Origin of the sequence: Citrobacter sp. CtB7.12, assembly GCF_001297795.1 — a bacterium.
Classification (GTDB): domain Bacteria; phylum Pseudomonadota; class Gammaproteobacteria; order Enterobacterales; family Enterobacteriaceae; genus Citrobacter_A; species Citrobacter_A amalonaticus.
On sequence record NZ_LIFT01000012.1, the window covers coordinates 105931 to 121156 of the forward strand.

14 protein-coding genes are annotated in these 15226 nt (G+C 55.8%); 10 read left to right on the forward strand and 4 right to left on the reverse strand.

Annotated features, from left to right (window positions below; genetic code table 11):
- The first annotated feature begins 102 nt into the window (after window positions 1–102).
- From srlA to gutQ, 7 genes are all read left to right on the forward strand, one after another.
- Window positions 103–666, forward strand: a complete 564-nt coding sequence (srlA, locus tag AOY24_RS15730; protein WP_044266606.1) for a PTS glucitol/sorbitol transporter subunit IIC — start codon at window positions 103–105, stop codon at window positions 664–666.
- Window positions 663–1646: a PTS glucitol/sorbitol transporter subunit IIB gene (locus AOY24_RS15735; RefSeq protein ID WP_044266608.1), complete on the forward strand. Its 984-nt coding sequence runs from the start codon at window positions 663–665 to the stop codon at window positions 1644–1646. The genes srlA and AOY24_RS15735 overlap by 4 nt, the downstream gene beginning before the upstream one ends.
- A gap of 11 nt (window positions 1647–1657) precedes the next feature.
- Window positions 1658–2020 carry a PTS glucitol/sorbitol transporter subunit IIA gene (gene srlB / locus AOY24_RS15740; protein ID WP_042322676.1) on the forward strand — a complete coding sequence of 121 codons (363 nt, stop codon included), beginning with the start codon at window positions 1658–1660 and terminating at the stop codon, window positions 2018–2020.
- Window positions 2021–2030: 10 nt separating this feature from the next.
- Window positions 2031–2810, forward strand: coding sequence for a sorbitol-6-phosphate dehydrogenase (srlD, locus tag AOY24_RS15745; protein WP_042999607.1), 780 nt, complete (start codon window positions 2031–2033; stop codon window positions 2808–2810).
- A 91-nt stretch (window positions 2811–2901) separates the two neighbouring features.
- The gene (gutM, locus tag AOY24_RS15750; protein ID WP_042999606.1) at window positions 2902–3261 is read left to right on the forward strand and encodes a transcriptional regulator GutM; all 360 of its coding nucleotides are present in this window, start codon (window positions 2902–2904) and stop codon (window positions 3259–3261) included.
- A 68-nt stretch (window positions 3262–3329) separates the two neighbouring features.
- Window positions 3330–4103, forward strand: a complete 774-nt coding sequence (locus AOY24_RS15755) for a DNA-binding transcriptional repressor (protein ID WP_042999605.1) — start codon at window positions 3330–3332, stop codon at window positions 4101–4103.
- On the forward strand, window positions 4096–5061 hold the full coding sequence (gene gutQ / locus AOY24_RS15760) for an arabinose-5-phosphate isomerase GutQ (protein ID WP_054176944.1): 966 nt from the start codon (window positions 4096–4098) through the stop codon (window positions 5059–5061). Before AOY24_RS15755 ends, gutQ begins: the two co-directional genes overlap by 8 nt.
- On the opposite strand, the gene norR is transcribed toward gutQ, so the two are convergent.
- Window positions 5058–6575, reverse strand: a complete 1518-nt coding sequence (norR, locus tag AOY24_RS15765; RefSeq protein ID WP_054176945.1) for a nitric oxide reductase transcriptional regulator NorR — start codon at window positions 6573–6575, stop codon at window positions 5058–5060. The genes gutQ and norR overlap by 4 nt on opposite strands.
- Window positions 6576–6762: 187 nt before the next feature.
- On the opposite strand from norR, the gene norV reads away from it, so the two are divergent.
- Both norV and norW read left to right on the forward strand, forming a co-directional pair.
- Window positions 6763–8208 carry an anaerobic nitric oxide reductase flavorubredoxin gene (norV, locus tag AOY24_RS15770; RefSeq protein WP_054176946.1) on the forward strand — a complete coding sequence of 482 codons (1446 nt, stop codon included), beginning with the start codon at window positions 6763–6765 and terminating at the stop codon, window positions 8206–8208.
- A complete protein-coding gene (norW, locus tag AOY24_RS15775) occupies window positions 8205–9347 on the forward strand; it encodes an NADH:flavorubredoxin reductase NorW (RefSeq protein ID WP_054176947.1) in 1143 nt (380 codons plus the stop codon). Before norV ends, norW begins: the two co-directional genes overlap by 4 nt.
- Window positions 9348–9453: 106 nt before the next feature.
- Here the strand turns inward: norW and hypF are convergent, their stop codons facing one another.
- From hypF to AOY24_RS15790, 3 genes are all read right to left on the reverse strand, one after another.
- Entirely contained in the window at window positions 9454–11694 is a 2241-nt protein-coding gene (hypF, locus tag AOY24_RS15780; protein WP_054176961.1) for a carbamoyltransferase HypF, read from the reverse strand.
- A gap of 103 nt (window positions 11695–11797) precedes the next feature.
- Complete coding sequence (hydN, locus tag AOY24_RS15785; RefSeq protein ID WP_042999599.1) at window positions 11798–12343, reverse strand: electron transport protein HydN; 546 nt, start codon at window positions 12341–12343, stop codon at window positions 11798–11800.
- A gap of 144 nt (window positions 12344–12487) precedes the next feature.
- The gene (locus tag AOY24_RS15790; RefSeq protein ID WP_054176948.1) at window positions 12488–13501 is read right to left on the reverse strand and encodes a LacI family DNA-binding transcriptional regulator; all 1014 of its coding nucleotides are present in this window, start codon (window positions 13499–13501) and stop codon (window positions 12488–12490) included.
- Between the two features lie 265 nt (window positions 13502–13766).
- On the opposite strand from AOY24_RS15790, the gene ascF reads away from it, so the two are divergent.
- Complete coding sequence (gene ascF / locus AOY24_RS15795) at window positions 13767–15221, forward strand: PTS cellobiose/arbutin/salicin transporter subunit IIBC (RefSeq protein WP_054176949.1); 1455 nt, start codon at window positions 13767–13769, stop codon at window positions 15219–15221.
- The last annotated feature ends 5 nt before the right edge of the window (window positions 15222–15226 follow it).

Here is a 15226-nt window from a genome sequence, read left to right on the forward strand (position 1 = left end):
TACTTTCATTTTGAGATCAAAATAACACTTTTATTTCTTTCAATCTGATTAAAATAAGTCACCCATTCGCAAGATAACTAAAAATCCCTACAGGAGAGAACAATGATCGAAACCATTACACATGGAGCAGAGTGGTTCATCGGGCTGTTCCAGAAAGGTGGAGAGGTGTTTACCGGGATGGTCACCGGCATTCTTCCACTGCTGATCAGCCTGCTGGTCATCATGAATGCGCTGATCAACTTTATCGGCCAGCAGCGAATCGAACGCTTCGCCCAGCGCTGCGCCGGGAATCCGTTGTCCCGCTACCTGATTTTGCCTTTTATTGGCACGTTTGTGTTTTGTAACCCCATGACCCTGAGTCTGGGCCGCTTCATGCCAGAGAAATACAAGCCCAGCTATTACGCAGCCGCCTCTTACAGCTGTCACTCAATGAACGGCCTGTTCCCGCATATCAACCCTGGCGAACTGTTCGTTTACCTCGGCATTGCCAGCGGCCTGACCACGTTAGGTCTCCCGCTCGGGCCACTGGCCGTGAGCTATCTGCTGGTCGGAGTGGTCACCAACTTCTTTCGTGGCTGGGTCACGGACCTCACAACCTCCATCTTTGAGAAAAAGATGGGTATCCAACTTGAGCAGAAAGTCCACCTTGCAGGAGCAGCATCATGACGCGTATTCGAATTGAACGAGGAACTGGCGGCTGGGGTGGCCCGTTAGAGCTGGACGTGACCGCCGGAAAGAAAATTGTCTATATCACCGCAGGCACTCGCCCGGCGATTGTCGACAAACTGGCGCAGTTAACCGGCTGGCAGGCTGTCGATGGCTTTAAAGAGGGAGAACCGCCTGAAGACGAAATTGGCGTTGCCATCATTGACTGTGGCGGGACGCTGCGTTGTGGCATCTATCCTAAACGCCGTATTCCGACCGTGAACATTCACTCAACCGGGAAATCCGGCCCGCTGGCCCAGTATATTGTTGAAGACATTTATGTCTCTGGCGTCAGGGAAGACAACATCACCGTCATCAGCGACGCGTCTGCTGCACCGCAGCCGCAATCACAACCGGCAAGCGCTACCGCCGGGCGTGATTACGACAGCAGCAAAAAAATCACCGAACAGAGCGATGGCCTGTTAGCAAAAGTCGGCATGGGGATGGGGTCGGCGGTGGCCGTGCTGTTCCAGTCCGGTCGCGACACCATCGATACGGTTCTGAAAACCATTCTGCCGTTCATGGCATTCGTCTCGGCACTGATCGGTATCATCATGGCCTCGGGTCTGGGTGACTGGATCGCCCATGGCCTGGCGCCGCTTGCCAGCCATCCGTTGGGTCTGGTGACGCTGGCGCTGATCTGTTCGTTCCCGCTGCTGTCGCCGTTCCTCGGCCCAGGTGCGGTCATTGCGCAGGTTATCGGCGTTCTGATCGGCGTGCAAATTGGCCTGGGCAACATCCCGCCGCATCTGGCGCTGCCCGCCCTGTTTGCCATTAACGCCCAGGCAGCCTGTGACTTTATTCCGGTCGGTCTGTCGCTGGCAGAAGCCCGTCAGGACACCGTTCGCGTCGGCGTGCCGTCGGTACTGGTGAGCCGCTTCCTGACGGGGGCGCCCACCGTTCTCATCGCCTGGTTTGTTTCCGGCTTTATCTATCAATAAGAGGTGTCGACATGACCGTTATTTATCAGACCACCATCACCCGTATCGGCCAGAGCGCACCGGATGCGCTCTGCGACCAGATGCTGATTACCTTTCGTGAAGGCGCGCCTGCGGATATCGAGGAGTTTTGCTTTATCCATTGTCATGGCGAACTGAACGGCCCGCTGCAGCCCGGCGCCCAGTTCGAACTGGGTCAGCATCGTTATCCGGTCACTGCCGTTGGCAGTGTGGCCGAGCAGAATTTACGTGAACTGGGGCATATCACCCTGCGCTTCGATGGGCTGAGCGAAGCGGAATTTCCCGGCACCGTGCATGTCGCGGGGCCTGTACCGGACGATATCGCACCGGGCTGTATTTTGAAGTTTGTCGCTTAAGGAGAGAAAAATGAATCAGGTTGCCGTTGTCATTGGTGGAGGACAGACCCTGGGGGCGTTCCTCAGCCGTGGGCTTGCAGCAGAAGGGTATCGCGTTGCGGTGGTAGATATTCAGAGTGATAAAGCCGCAAACGTTGCACAGGAGATTAACGCAGAATTTGGCGAAGGCATGGCCTACGGTTTCGGCGCCGACGCCACCAGCGAACAGAGCGTGCTCGCACTCTCTCGCGGTGTGGATGAAATCTTTGGCCGCGTGGATCTGCTGGTTTACAGCGCCGGGATTGCGAAAGCAGCATTTATCAGTGATTTCCAGCTCGGTGATTTTGACCGCTCGCTGCAGGTGAATCTGGTCGGCTACTTCCTCTGCGCACGTGAATTCTCCCGTCTGATGATCCGCGATGGGATTCAGGGACGTATTATTCAGATCAACTCCAAATCCGGTAAAGTGGGCAGCAAGCACAATTCCGGCTATAGCGCGGCGAAGTTTGGCGGCGTGGGGTTAACGCAGTCGCTGGCGCTGGATCTGGCGGAATATGGCATTACCGTGCATTCGCTGATGCTCGGCAACCTGTTAAAGTCACCGATGTTCCAGTCGTTGCTGCCGCAGTACGCCACCAAGCTGGGTATCAAGCCAGACGAAGTGGAGCAGTATTACATTGATAAGGTTCCGCTGAAGCGCGGCTGCGACTATCAGGATGTGCTGAACATGTTGTTATTCTATGCCAGCCCGAAAGCGTCGTACTGCACCGGGCAGTCAATCAACGTTACCGGTGGACAAGTAATGTTTTAATGGGTATCGCCCGGTGGCGATACGCTTACCGGGCCTACCCGCTGGCCGGATAAAGTAAAACCGCCGTCTGGCAAAATAAAAGGAGCAACATATGGTATCCGCACTCGTTACTGTCGCCGTCATTGCCTGGTGTGCACAACTGGCGCTGGGATACTGGCAAATATCGCGCTTTAACAATGCATTTGACCGGCTTTGCCAACAGGGACGTGTCGGCGTAGGGCGTTCAGGAGGACGTTTTAAACCGCGCGTCGTGGTCGCCGTCGCTGTCGATGACAATCAGCGAGTCACCGATACGTTGTTTATGAAAGGTCTCACCGTATTCGCCAGACCAGGAAAAATCGCCGACATTCAGGGCAAACATCTTAATGAATTACAGCCTGATGTGATCTTTCCCCATGATCCGCTATCGCAGAATGCACTATCATTGGCGCTTAATCTGAAACATGGGTAATTTCGTTGTGAATGCTATTAGCTTGCGAAATTATCATTTCGCAAATTTAATTCAGGGTTATTTCGCCTATGAAACCTCGTCAGCGTCAGGCCGCCATTCTGGAGCATCTGCAAAAACAGGGTAAAAGCTCTGTGGAAGAACTGGCCCAGTACTTTGACACCACGGGCACGACCATTCGCAAAGATCTTGTCGTTCTGGAAAATGCCGGTACCGTCATTCGCACCTATGGCGGCGTGATGTTAAATAAAGATGAGTCCGATCCGCCTATCGATCACAAAACGCTGATCAATACGCATAAGAAAGAGCGTATTGCTGAAGCTGCGGTCCGCTTTATCCATGATGGCGACTCCATCATTCTGGATGCCGGGAGTACCGTGCTACAAATGGTGCCGATGCTTACCCGCTTTAGCAATATCACCGTCATGACCAACAGCCTGCACATTGTCAACGCGCTGTCCGAGTTAGACAACGAACAAACCATCCTGATGCCTGGCGGAACATTTCGTAAAAAATCGGCCTCATTTCACGGACAACTGGCCGAAAACGCCTTTGAGCAGTTCAGTTTTGATAAACTCTTCATGGGCACCGACGGTATTGATCTCAGTGCCGGCGTGACCACCTTTAATGAGGTTTACACCGTCAGCAAAGCGATGTGTAACGCCGCTCGCGAAGTCATTCTGATGGCGGACTCATCAAAGTTTGGCCGCAAGAGTCCGAATGTTGTGTGCAGTCTGGAAAGCGTCGACAAACTGATTACCGACGCGGGTATTGATCCCGCATTTCGTCAGGCGCTGGAAGAGAAAGGGATTGAAGTGATCATAACCGGAGAAACCAATGAGTGATGCACTACTGAACGCGGGCCGTCAGACGTTAATGCTGGAATTACAGGAAGCAAGCCGTCTGCCGGAACGTCTGGGCGATGATTTTATCCGCGCCGCCAATACCATTATCCACTGTGAAGGCAAAGTGATTGTCTCAGGTATCGGCAAATCGGGCCATATTGGTAAGAAAATCGCCGCGACGCTCGCCAGTACCGGCACCCCGGCCTTTTTTGTTCACCCTGCCGAAGCGCTGCATGGCGATCTGGGGATGATCGAAAGCCGTGATGTGATGTTGTTTATCTCCTATTCCGGCGGCGCAAAAGAGCTGGATCTCATCATCCCGCGTCTGGAAGATAAATCCATCGCCCTGCTGGCAATGACCGGCAAACCCAATTCACCGCTGGGTCTGGCGGCGAAGGCTGTTCTGGATATCTCCGTTGAGCGCGAAGCCTGCCCGATGCACCTGGCGCCGACCTCCAGCACCGTCAATACCCTGATGATGGGCGACGCGCTGGCGATGGCGATTATGCAGGCACGCGGCTTCAATGAAGAAGATTTTGCCCGCTCGCATCCGGCCGGTGCGTTGGGCGCGCGTTTGCTTAATAAAGTGCATCACCTGATGCGCCGTGACGATGCTGTCCCGCAGGTTCAACTTGCTACCAGCGTGATGGACGCGATGCTGGAATTAAGCCGTACCGGTCTGGGTCTGGTCGCCGTTTGCGACGACCAGATGCAGGTGAAAGGCGTCTTTACCGACGGCGACCTGCGTCGCTGGCTGGTTGGCGGCGGCGCGCTCACCACGCCGGTCAGTGAAGCGATGACCCACAACGGCATCACCTTGCAGTCAGAAAGCCGGGCGATTGATGCCAAAGAGATCCTGATGAAACGCAAAATTACCGCCGCGCCGGTGGTGGATGAAACCGGTAAGCTCACCGGCGCCATCAACCTGCAGGATTTCTATCAGGCCGGGATACTCTAATCCTTCAGCCCCAGACGCTTCGCCAGCCGGTGCAGGTTGGCGACATCCGTTTCAAGTGCCCGGGCGCTGGCCGCCCAGTTGTGATTATTTTGCGCCAGCGCCTGGCGAATCATTTCCCGCTGGAACGCCTCCGTCGCATCACGCAGATTGTGATTGCGCGGTAAACCCGCTGTCACTTCCGGCTGCGGCGTCATGGCCTCCTCCTGCAACGCGAAATGCTTCGCTTCCAGTACCACTTCGTCTCCGGATCGGGTCGCGCGCGCCAGCACTACCGCCCGATGAATCGCATGTTCCAGTTCACGCACGTTACCCGGCCAGCCGTAATTCAGCAGATGGCTACGCGCCCCAGGACTGAGCACCACGCGGGAAAGCCCCAGTCGTAATCGACACTGCTCGCAAAAATAACCCGCCAGCAACACCACATCTTCCCCACGCTCCCGTAGCGGGGGAACCAAAAGCGGAAACACGCTCAGACGATGAAACAGATCGGCACGAAAACGTCCCGCCAGCACCTCTTCACGCAGATCGCGATTCGTTGCTGCCAGCACGCGCACATCCACGCGCAGGCTGCGGTCATCGCCGACGCGCTGAATATCGCCATACTGCAATACGCGCAGCAGTTTGGCTTGCAGAGCCAGCGACAGTTCACCAATTTCATCGAGGAATAACGTGCCGTTATCGGCCATTTCAAATTTGCCGCTACGGTTGCTGATGGCCCCGGTGAATGCCCCTTTCACATGACCAAACAGTTCGCTCTCCGCCACGCTTTCCGGCAGCGCGGCGCAGTTCAGGTAGACCAACGGGTTGACCGCGCGAGGTGAACCTTCGTGAATCGCCTTCGCCACCAGTTCTTTCCCGGTACCAGTTTCGCCGCTGATTAACACGTTAAGATCGGAGCCTGCCACAATCTCGATCTCTTTTTTCAACTGCATCATGTTCGGCGAGAGACCAATCATCTGCGTCTCTTTTATCTGTTCGAAATCGGTACTCGACCCCGGCAACATATTCTGGCTTTCCAGTTGTTCAATCAGCAGCGCATTGCTCAATGCACCAGCGGCCAGCGCGGCGATGAGCCGTAACTCCTCATCGCTGAAAACATCAAACTGATCCGGCGCCATGCCATCGAGGGTCAGCGCGCCGATCAGGTTCTGCCCGGCAAAAAGCGGCAACCCAATACAGGCATGCACTTTCAGACTCTCCTGCCCCGGGATCAATCCGTCATACGGGTCAGGCAAATCGCTGTCTGCCGGAAAGCGCACCACGTCTCCGGCGCGGGCGATGGCCTCCAGTCGGGGATGCCCTTCGAGGGTAAAACGCCTGCCGAGCACATCACGTGCAAGACCATCAATCGCCAGCGGGATAAACTGGCGCGCCTCATAACGCAGCAACGCAGAAGCATCGCATTCCAGCACCTGGCGCAGCGTAGTAATCAGACGCTGAAAACGATCCTGATGGCCCACTCCGCGCTGTAATTCAATGGCGATCCCCGCCAGAACATCAACAGAAAAACTCATGCTGTCCTCACTGTCATTTTGACAATCCATACTGTCATATTGACTGTGTTATGAATAGTCTTTTTGACTACCATCTAATGGGTATAAAATTTTAAATCAATAAAAATCAAATAGATAAAAAATTGGCACGCGACCTGCAATAAGCGAAACAACTTATTTGAACAACGCTAAATGAATTGAGGTTGCTATGTCTATTCTGGTTAAAAATAATATCCATTGGGTTGGCCAACGTGACTGGGAAGTGCGTGATTTCCACGGAACCGAATACAAAACGCTGCGCGGCAGCAGCTACAACAGCTATCTCATCCGTGAAGAAAAAAATGTCCTGATCGATACCGTCGATCATAAATTCAGCCGTGAGTTTGTGCAGAACCTGCGTAATGAAATCGACCTCGCAGACATCGATTACATCATTATCAACCATGCGGAAGAAGATCACGCCGGGGCGCTGACCGAGCTGATGACGCAGATCCCGGATACCCCTATCTACTGCACCGCCAACGCGATTGACTCAATTACCGGTCATCATCACCATCCGGAGTGGAATTTTAACGTCGTGAAAACCGGCGACACGCTGGATATTGGTAATGGCAAGCAGTTGATCTTCGTGGAAACGCCGATGCTGCACTGGCCGGACAGCATGATGACCTACATGACCGGCGATGCCGTCCTGTTCAGTAACGACGCTTTCGGTCAGCACTACTGCGACGAACGTCTGTTTAACGATGAAGTGGATCAGACCGAGCTGTTCGAACAGTGCCAGCGTTACTACGCCAATATCCTGACCCCGTTCAGTCGTCTGGTGACGCCAAAAATTACCGAAATCCTCGGCTTCAACCTGCCGGTCGATATGATTGCCACCTCCCACGGCGTGGTCTGGCGCGATAATCCGACCCAGATTGTTGAGCTGTATCTGAAATGGGCGGCGGATTATCAGGAAGATCGCATCACAATTTTCTACGACACCATGTCCAATAACACCCGCATGATGGCGGATGCGATTGCGCAGGGAATTAACGAAGTCGACCCGAACGTGGCAGTGAAAATTTTTAACGTCGCCCGCAGCGATAAAAACGAAATCCTGACCAACGTTTTCCGCTCTAAAGGTGTGCTGGTCGGCACCTCCACGATGAACAATGTGATGATGCCGAAAATCGCCGGTCTGGTGGAGGAGATGACCGGTCTGCGTTTTCGTAACAAACACGCCAGCGCTTTTGGTTCCCACGGCTGGAGTGGCGGAGCGGTCGACCGCTTATCCACCCGTTTACAGGATGCCGGTTTTGAAATGTCGCTGAGCCTGAAGGCCAAATGGCGCCCGGACCTGAATGCGCAGGAACTGTGCCGCCAGCACGGTCGTGAAATCGCGCGTCAATGGGCGCTCGCGCCGTTGCCGGACGCGACAGTGAAAGCGACAACCAAAGAAGAAGCATGCGCCTGCGCCGCCGCAGCAGCCGACCTCGGTCCGAGCATGCAGTGCAGCGTGTGCCAGTGGATTTACGATCCGGCAAAAGGTGAACCGTTGCAGGATGTCGCGCCAGGTACGCCGTGGAGCGATGTGCCGGACAACTTCCTCTGTCCGGAATGTTCATTAGGCAAAGATGTCTTCGACGTGCTGGCAACGGAGGCAAAATGAGCCGGGGAATTGTCATCATTGGTTCGGGCTTTGCTGCCCGCCAGTTAGTCAAAAACATTCGCAAGCAGGACGCGGATGTCCCGTTAACTCTGATTGCGGCTGACAGCATGGATGAGTATAACAAACCCGATCTCAGTCATGTGATAAGCCAGGCGCAGCACGCCGACGACCTCACCCGTCAGTCGGCGGGAGAGTTTGCTGAACAGTTTGCTCTGCGTCTCTTTCCCCACACCTGGGTCACCGACATTGATGCCGATGCCCACGTGGTAAAAAGCCAGGACAAGCAGTGGCAGTACGACAAACTGGTGCTGGCTACGGGCGCTGCGGCCTTTGTTCCACCGATAGCAGGACGTGAGTTAATGCTCACATTGAACAGCCAGCAGGAGTACCGTGCCTGCGAAACACAGCTACGCGATGCCCAACGGGTGCTGATTGTCGGCGGCGGGTTGATTGGAACCGAACTGGCGATGGATTTCTGCCGCGCAGGTAAAGCGGTCACGCTGATAGATAACGCAGCCAGCCTGCTTGCTTCGCTGATGCCGCCGGAAGTGAGCAGTCGCTTACAGCATCGTCTTACCGATATGGGCGTACACCTGTTGCTGAAATCACAGTTACAAGGGCTGGAGAAAACCGCATCCGGTATTCGTGCAACGTTCGATCGCGAGCGCAGCATTCACGTCGATGTGGTGATTGCCGCCACGGGTCTGCGCCCGGAAACGGCGCTGGCGCGTCGCGCCGGTTTAACCCTCAACCGCGGCGTTTGTGTCGACAGCTACCTGCAAACCAGCCACCCGGATATTTATGCCCTCGGCGACTGCGCGGAGATCAACGCTCAGGTGCTACCGTTCCTGCAGCCTATTCAGCTCAGTGCGATGTACCTGGCGAAAAATCTGCTCGGCGGCAACGCGCCGCTGAAGCTGCCTGCCATGTTAGTCAAAATCAAAACGCCAGAACTGCCGCTGCATCTGGCAGGGGAAACCCAGCGTCGCGATCTGAACTGGCACATTGCCGCAGAATCTGACGGCATGGTAGCCAAAGGGATGAACGGTGAAGGACAGCTCTGCGCCTTCGTGGTAAGTGAAGACAGAATGAAGGAGGCTTTCGCCCTGCTGAAAACGTTGCCTCGGCAGGCCGGATAAGACGCTCTGCGTCGCCATCCGGCGCTATCGCCACTGATTGATTAACCTCATGCACACGGAAGTGCGATATTGCTTGTCGTTTCGCCCCGCCTGCCCCGGGGCTTTTTTATGCTTCCGCCATCCCACGCGCCGCAGCAATCACCCCCTGTCCCAGCGACAGTCCACCGTCACCGGCTGGTAACTGCTGCGGGAACAACAGCGTAAAATCCGCCAGATAATAAGCCAGGCGAGCTGACAGTAACCGGTTGTGCATCACCCCACCGCTGAACACCAGCGTGTTGATACCGCGTGCCGTGGCCTGCTCGCGCAGCATCGCGGCAAACCCTTGTGCCAGCACATCGTGGAAAGCCCATGCGCGTTCAGCGGGCGTTGCCTGCCAGTTCAGCCACTGCGACCAGAAGGTTGCCAGATCCAGTTGATTCCCCGTCAAGGGAAGCGTGACCGGATGCTTAACCCCCGCGCATTGCGACGCCAGCGCCTCTAGTGTGCAGGCGGCTTCCCCTTCATAACTGAGCGATTCTGGCGCGCAGTTCAGTGCTGCGGCAACCGCATCGAACAGACGCCCGCAGGACGAGGCCAGCGGTGCGTTAATCCCACGCTCAATCGCTCGCGCCAGCACGTTCCAGTTCTGTCGCTGTAAGTATCGCGTTTCCGGATAGCGCTGCCAGTCCGGCACAAAGCGCAAACACTGCGCTAACAGGTTACGCCAGGGCTGCTTCGCGGCGAGATCGCCACCGGCAAGCGCCACGGCGGGCAATCCACCAAGATGTTCACACTCACGGTAGTTCACCCGCAGACACTCTCCTCCCCACAGCGCGCCCGCGTCACCCATTCCAATGCCGTCCAGCGTCAGGGCGATAACATCGCCACCGTCCAGCGGCCACCCATGCTCGGCCAGACAGGCTGCGGCATGAGCATGATGATGCAACACGATCTCCGTTGGCAGGTTCATCTCACTGGCCCACTGGCTGGAGACATACCCCGGATGGGCATCGCGAACAAGGCACTGTGGCGTGAAGTCATAGATAGTCTGGATTAACCGCAGTGCGTCACGCCACTGATGTTGGATCCCATCGTCGCTGAGATCGCCAAGATGCTGGCTGATCACCGCCTGCTCACCGCGCACCAGGCAGAAGGTGTTTTTCAGATCCGCCCCCAGACAGAGTATCGGTGGTATATGATGAAATCCCGGCGGCAACGCCAGCGCGTCCGGGACATATCCCCGCGAGCGACGCAGCATTTCACCGCTTTCACGTACCACGGAATCGTCCATGCGCTGCACGATGTCGCGATTGTGTAACAGGAAACCCTCGGCAATATCCTGCAAATCCTCAATTGCCTGTTCGTTGCTGATGGCCGGCGGTTTACCGCTAAGATTGCCGGAGGTCATTACCAGCGGGCGCTTCAGTGCCTGGAGCAACAGGTGCTGAAGTGGATTGGCGGGCAACATCACGCCAACCTCCGCAAGCCCTGGGGCAATACCGTCACACAGCGAGGAAACATGTTGCTTATCCACCAGCACAATCGGAGCGGCGGGCGTTTTCAGCAGTCGGGTCGCCGCATCCGACAGGCCCGACGCATCCGGCAGCATAACCGCCAGCGGTTTTGCCGGACGGCGCTTACGCGCACGAAGCCGCGCCACGGCATCGCTGTTTCCCGCATCGCAGGCCAGATGAAATCCGCCGATCCCCTTAACGGCAACAATACCTCCGGTCTGTAGCATTTCAACCGCAGCCTGTAATGCCGCCTCTTTTTCCGCCTGGTGTCCGCCGCTCAGCCAGCGCAGATGCGGACCACACGCCGGGCACGCCACCGGCTGGGCGTGAAAACGTCGGTCACTGGGATCGCGATACTCGCTGTCGCATTGCGGGCAGAGCGGAAATGACGCCATCACGGTAAACGGACGATCGTAGGGCATCGCCCGGATAATGGTAAAACGCGGGCCGCAATGGGTGCAGTTGATGAAGGGATAGCGATAACGCCGCTCTTCGGGCGTATTCATTTCGGCAAGACATTCCGGGCACGTCGCGGCATCGGGCACAATCTGGGTGTTCATCGTGCCGCCCGCACTCTGGCGTATGCTGAACTCCGCGGGCGGCTGCGCCCAGCGAAAAGGCTCACTTTCTACGCTGTCGATACGCGCCAATGGCGGACAATGGACATGCAGTTCACGGATAAACAGCGCGGGATCTTCCAGCAATCGAACCACCACGCCATCGCCATCATTACAGACGTCGCCATGCAACTGAAGCTGCTGCGCCAGTTGCCAGACGAAAGGACGAAAGCCGACGCCCTGAACTTTGCCGCGAATACGGAGCTGTATGCCAGAGGGGGTATTTGTTGCCATTGAGTCATTCTCGCCATCATCATTCCCGGAAAGGTATTTTACGAAAATTTCCGGGAATTCCCTTGATGCCAGCACGTTTCCTGAGTGATTTTTGCGGCAGGAATCAGAAAAGCAAAGAAGCGGAAGAATCCAGCGCCGCACGACGACGCTTTTCCGCGCTGAGTTGCTCGAGCTTATTACGGTCAACGCAAATCAGGGCATGCGTCGGACAGGCTTCCATACAGGCCGGACCGGCATCGCGGTGATAACAGAGATCGCACTTGTTAGCTTCCGCTTTTTCTGCCCGTACGTTCAGGCCGGCACCGCTATTACGCACAACCGGACGCACCACGACTTCCATTGCACCATATGGACAGGCCACCACGCAGGTTTTGCAGCCAATGCAACGTTCCTGCATGACATGAACAAAACCTTTATCACGGCTGATGGCACCGTTCGGACAGACGTTCGCACACGGCGCGTCCTCGCACTGGCGGCACAGCGTCGCCGTCGAGACATTCACACCTTTGATTACATGAATACGGGGTAAAAAGGTTTCAGGGGTCAGTGACGCGCAGTCCTGGTTTTCCTGATGGGAGACCACGCAGGCCACTTCACAGGTACGGCAACCAATGCACTTATTGGCGTCTGCAATGATGAAACGGTTCATCAAATTCTCCAGCAATGACAGATAATGTGCCGAAACATTCACAAATCATGCCAGTTTTTATCTTGCTGTAATTTAACGATATTTAAAAACAGAGAGTGACCGTTATGGTGTCATCGTCACGAATGACGATGACGGGTGACAATGTTACTGCGCCGCCAACGACATAACGGAATCTCGGCGAATCAACGTGCCGGTGAAGCTTTTAGGTGGCGTAAACGCCCCGCCGTCCAGCATGAAAATGAGTCGGCCAATGGTCTCCTGAATCATCTCCGTCACCGGAATTTTGACGCTGGAAAGCGCCGGTATGGTGTAGGGCGCCATCGCGATATCGTCAAAACCAATCACCGACACCTGCGATGGCACGGCGACCCCTTTGTCATGCAACTGTTTGATGGCCCCAATCGCCATGTCGTCATTGCTGGCCACCAGCGCGCTGAACGTCACGTCGCGAGAAAGCAGCACGTCCACCCCTGCGGCACCGCAGGCCGGCGTCCATTTGCCTTTGACGATCAGGTCGTCATTAACGGCGATGCCATGTCGGGTCAGAGCCTCTTTGTACCCCGACAGGCGTTCAACCCCGGTGGGTGAGTCCATCGAACCGGTGATAAAGGCAATCTGCTGATGGCCTGCGGCAATCAGTTCCGCCACAGCGTTAAAACTGGTCTGCTTTTGATCGCACCAGACGCAGTGGCTACTGTTTTTCCGTAACCGGCGGTTAAGCACCATAATCGGCTGCGAGTGGCTGTCGATTATTTTATCGATCTCATCCACGCTGAGAAAACGCGGGTAGATCATGATCGCGTCGCAGCGCAAATCCAGCAGATACTGGATCGCCTGGCGTTCCTCCTCCGCGCTGTGTTTGCCATCGGCAAGCAGAAGCTGACGCCCCTGATCTTCCGCCATCCGCGCGGTATGAAACAGCAATTCGCTAAAATAGACGCCGTGGTAGAGGGTGTTAGTCACCACCAGCCCCAGCGTCTGACTGGTTTTCGCCGCAAGGCTACGCGCCAGCAGGTTAGGCCGATAGCCGCTCTCCTCAATCGCCTGAAATACACGATCCTTCGTCTCCTGGCTGACGTAGCCATTCCCTGAAAGCACCCTGGAGACCGTCGCCTTCGACACCCCGGCCCGCTGCGCTACCTCCAGCATCGTCGTCATAAGTTTTCTTCCTTTTCTCGCAATGAGATGCAGTGTACTTCACTGCCGCGTGGTTGTCCCCGATGCTAAATCACCCCAGAAAACCGTGAGTGACATGAATCACATTTCACGAAAATGAATAAAATTAAATATTGCCCAACTAGAATAAACTATTCATGATTTTGTGGAACCGGTTTCTCATCAGCGTTTCATCACCGACGATCGCTCAGGCGAATGTGCGGCAAAAATAAAACGTACCCTACTGATAAAACAGGATAAAAATCCTATGTCCAAGAATTATGCAGCGCTGGCGCGCTCCGTGGTGACGGCTCTGGGCGGCGTCGACAATATCACCGCAGTGACACACTGCATGACGCGTCTGCGTTTCGTTGTGAAAGATGACACGCTGGTCGACAGTGCCACGCTCAAAACCCTCAGCGGTGTACTCGGCGTCGTTCGCAGCGACAACCAGTGCCAGGTGATTATCGGCAATACCGTCTCCCAGGCGTATCGTGAGGTCGTCAACCTGTTGCCGGGCGATATGCAACCCGCCGAGCCCGTTGGCAAACCCAAGCTGACGCTCAGACGCATTGGCGCGGGGATCCTTGATGCGCTAATCGGTACCATGTCGCCGCTGATCCCGGCGATTATCGGCGGATCGATGCTCAAACTGTTGGCAATGATCCTTGAAATGACCGGCGTGCTGGAAAAAGGCTCCTCCACGTTAACGATCCTGACCGTGATCGGCGATGGCGCCTTCTTCTTCCTGCCGTTAATGGTGGCGGCCTCGGCGGCGATTAAATTTAAAACCAACATGTCGCTGGCGATCGCCATTGCCGGGGTGCTGGTGCATCCAAGCTTTATCGACCTGATGGCGAAAGCGGCACAGGGTGAGCACGTTGAATTCGCCCTGATCCCGGTCACCGCGGTGAAATACACCTATACGGTTATTCCGGCGCTGGTGATGACCTGGTGTCTGTCGTACATCGAACGCTGGGTGGATCGCATTACGCCCGCGGTCACCAAAAACTTCCTCAAGCCTATGCTGATCGTGCTGATCGCCGCGCCGCTGGCTATCGTCCTGATTGGGCCGATTGGCATCTGGATTGGTAGCGCGATTTCCGCGCTGGTCTATACCATTCACGGTTATCTCGGCTGGCTGTCTGTTGCCATCATGGGCGCGCTGTGGCCGCTATTGGTAATGACCGGGATGCACCGTGTCTTTACGCCAACCATCATTCAGACCATTGCCGAAACGGGTAAAGAAGGGATGGTCATGCCGTCCGAAATTGGCGCCAACCTGTCGCTCGGCGGTTCCTCGCTGGCGGTAGCCTGGAAAACGAAAAACCCGGAACTGCGCCAGACTGCGCTGGCAGCGGCGGCCTCGGCCATCATGGCCGGAATTTCGGAACCCGCGCTCTACGGTGTGGCGGTGCGCCTGAAACGGCCACTGATTGCCAGCCTGATCAGCGGCTTTATCTGTGGCGCGGTCGCCGGGATGGCTGGACTCGCCAGCCACTCAATGGCGGCGCCGGGCCTGTTTACCAGCGTTCAGTTCTTCGATCCGGCGAATCCCATGACTATTGTTTGGGTATTTGGCGTCATGGCGCTGGCGGTGGTGTTGTCATTTGTCCTGACGCTGCTGCTGGGCTTTGAAGATATCCCCGTCGAAGACGCGGCCGCACAGGCACGCAAAAACCAGGCTGCACAACCGTCTACGGTAAAAGGCGCCAGCGTCTGACTGTT

What these genes read in the sequence shown, in the direction of transcription:
- hypF (WP_054176961.1), bottom strand. Translation starts at nt 11,694, where the DNA reads ATGGCAACAAATACCCCCTCTGGCATACAGCTCCGTATTCGCGGCAAA.
- norR (WP_054176945.1), bottom strand. Translation starts at nt 6,575, where the DNA reads ATGAGTTTTTCTGTTGATGTTCTGGCGGGGATCGCCATTGAATTACAG.
- gutQ (WP_054176944.1), top strand. Translation starts at nt 4,096, where the DNA reads ATGAGTGATGCACTACTGAACGCGGGCCGTCAGACGTTAATGCTGGAA.
- AOY24_RS15755 (WP_042999605.1), top strand. Translation starts at nt 3,330, where the DNA reads ATGAAACCTCGTCAGCGTCAGGCCGCCATTCTGGAGCATCTGCAAAAA.
- srlA (WP_044266606.1), top strand. Translation starts at nt 103, where the DNA reads ATGATCGAAACCATTACACATGGAGCAGAGTGGTTCATCGGGCTGTTC.
- ascF (WP_054176949.1), top strand. Translation starts at nt 13,767, where the DNA reads ATGTCCAAGAATTATGCAGCGCTGGCGCGCTCCGTGGTGACGGCTCTG.
- srlD (WP_042999607.1), top strand. Translation starts at nt 2,031, where the DNA reads ATGAATCAGGTTGCCGTTGTCATTGGTGGAGGACAGACCCTGGGGGCG.
- gutM (WP_042999606.1), top strand. Translation starts at nt 2,902, where the DNA reads ATGGTATCCGCACTCGTTACTGTCGCCGTCATTGCCTGGTGTGCACAA.
- srlB (WP_042322676.1), top strand. Translation starts at nt 1,658, where the DNA reads ATGACCGTTATTTATCAGACCACCATCACCCGTATCGGCCAGAGCGCA.
- AOY24_RS15790 (WP_054176948.1), bottom strand. Translation starts at nt 13,501, where the DNA reads ATGACGACGATGCTGGAGGTAGCGCAGCGGGCCGGGGTGTCGAAGGCG.
- norV (WP_054176946.1), top strand. Translation starts at nt 6,763, where the DNA reads ATGTCTATTCTGGTTAAAAATAATATCCATTGGGTTGGCCAACGTGAC.
- hydN (WP_042999599.1), bottom strand. Translation starts at nt 12,343, where the DNA reads ATGAACCGTTTCATCATTGCAGACGCCAATAAGTGCATTGGTTGCCGT.
- norW (WP_054176947.1), top strand. Translation starts at nt 8,205, where the DNA reads ATGAGCCGGGGAATTGTCATCATTGGTTCGGGCTTTGCTGCCCGCCAG.
- AOY24_RS15735 (WP_044266608.1), top strand. Translation starts at nt 663, where the DNA reads ATGACGCGTATTCGAATTGAACGAGGAACTGGCGGCTGGGGTGGCCCG.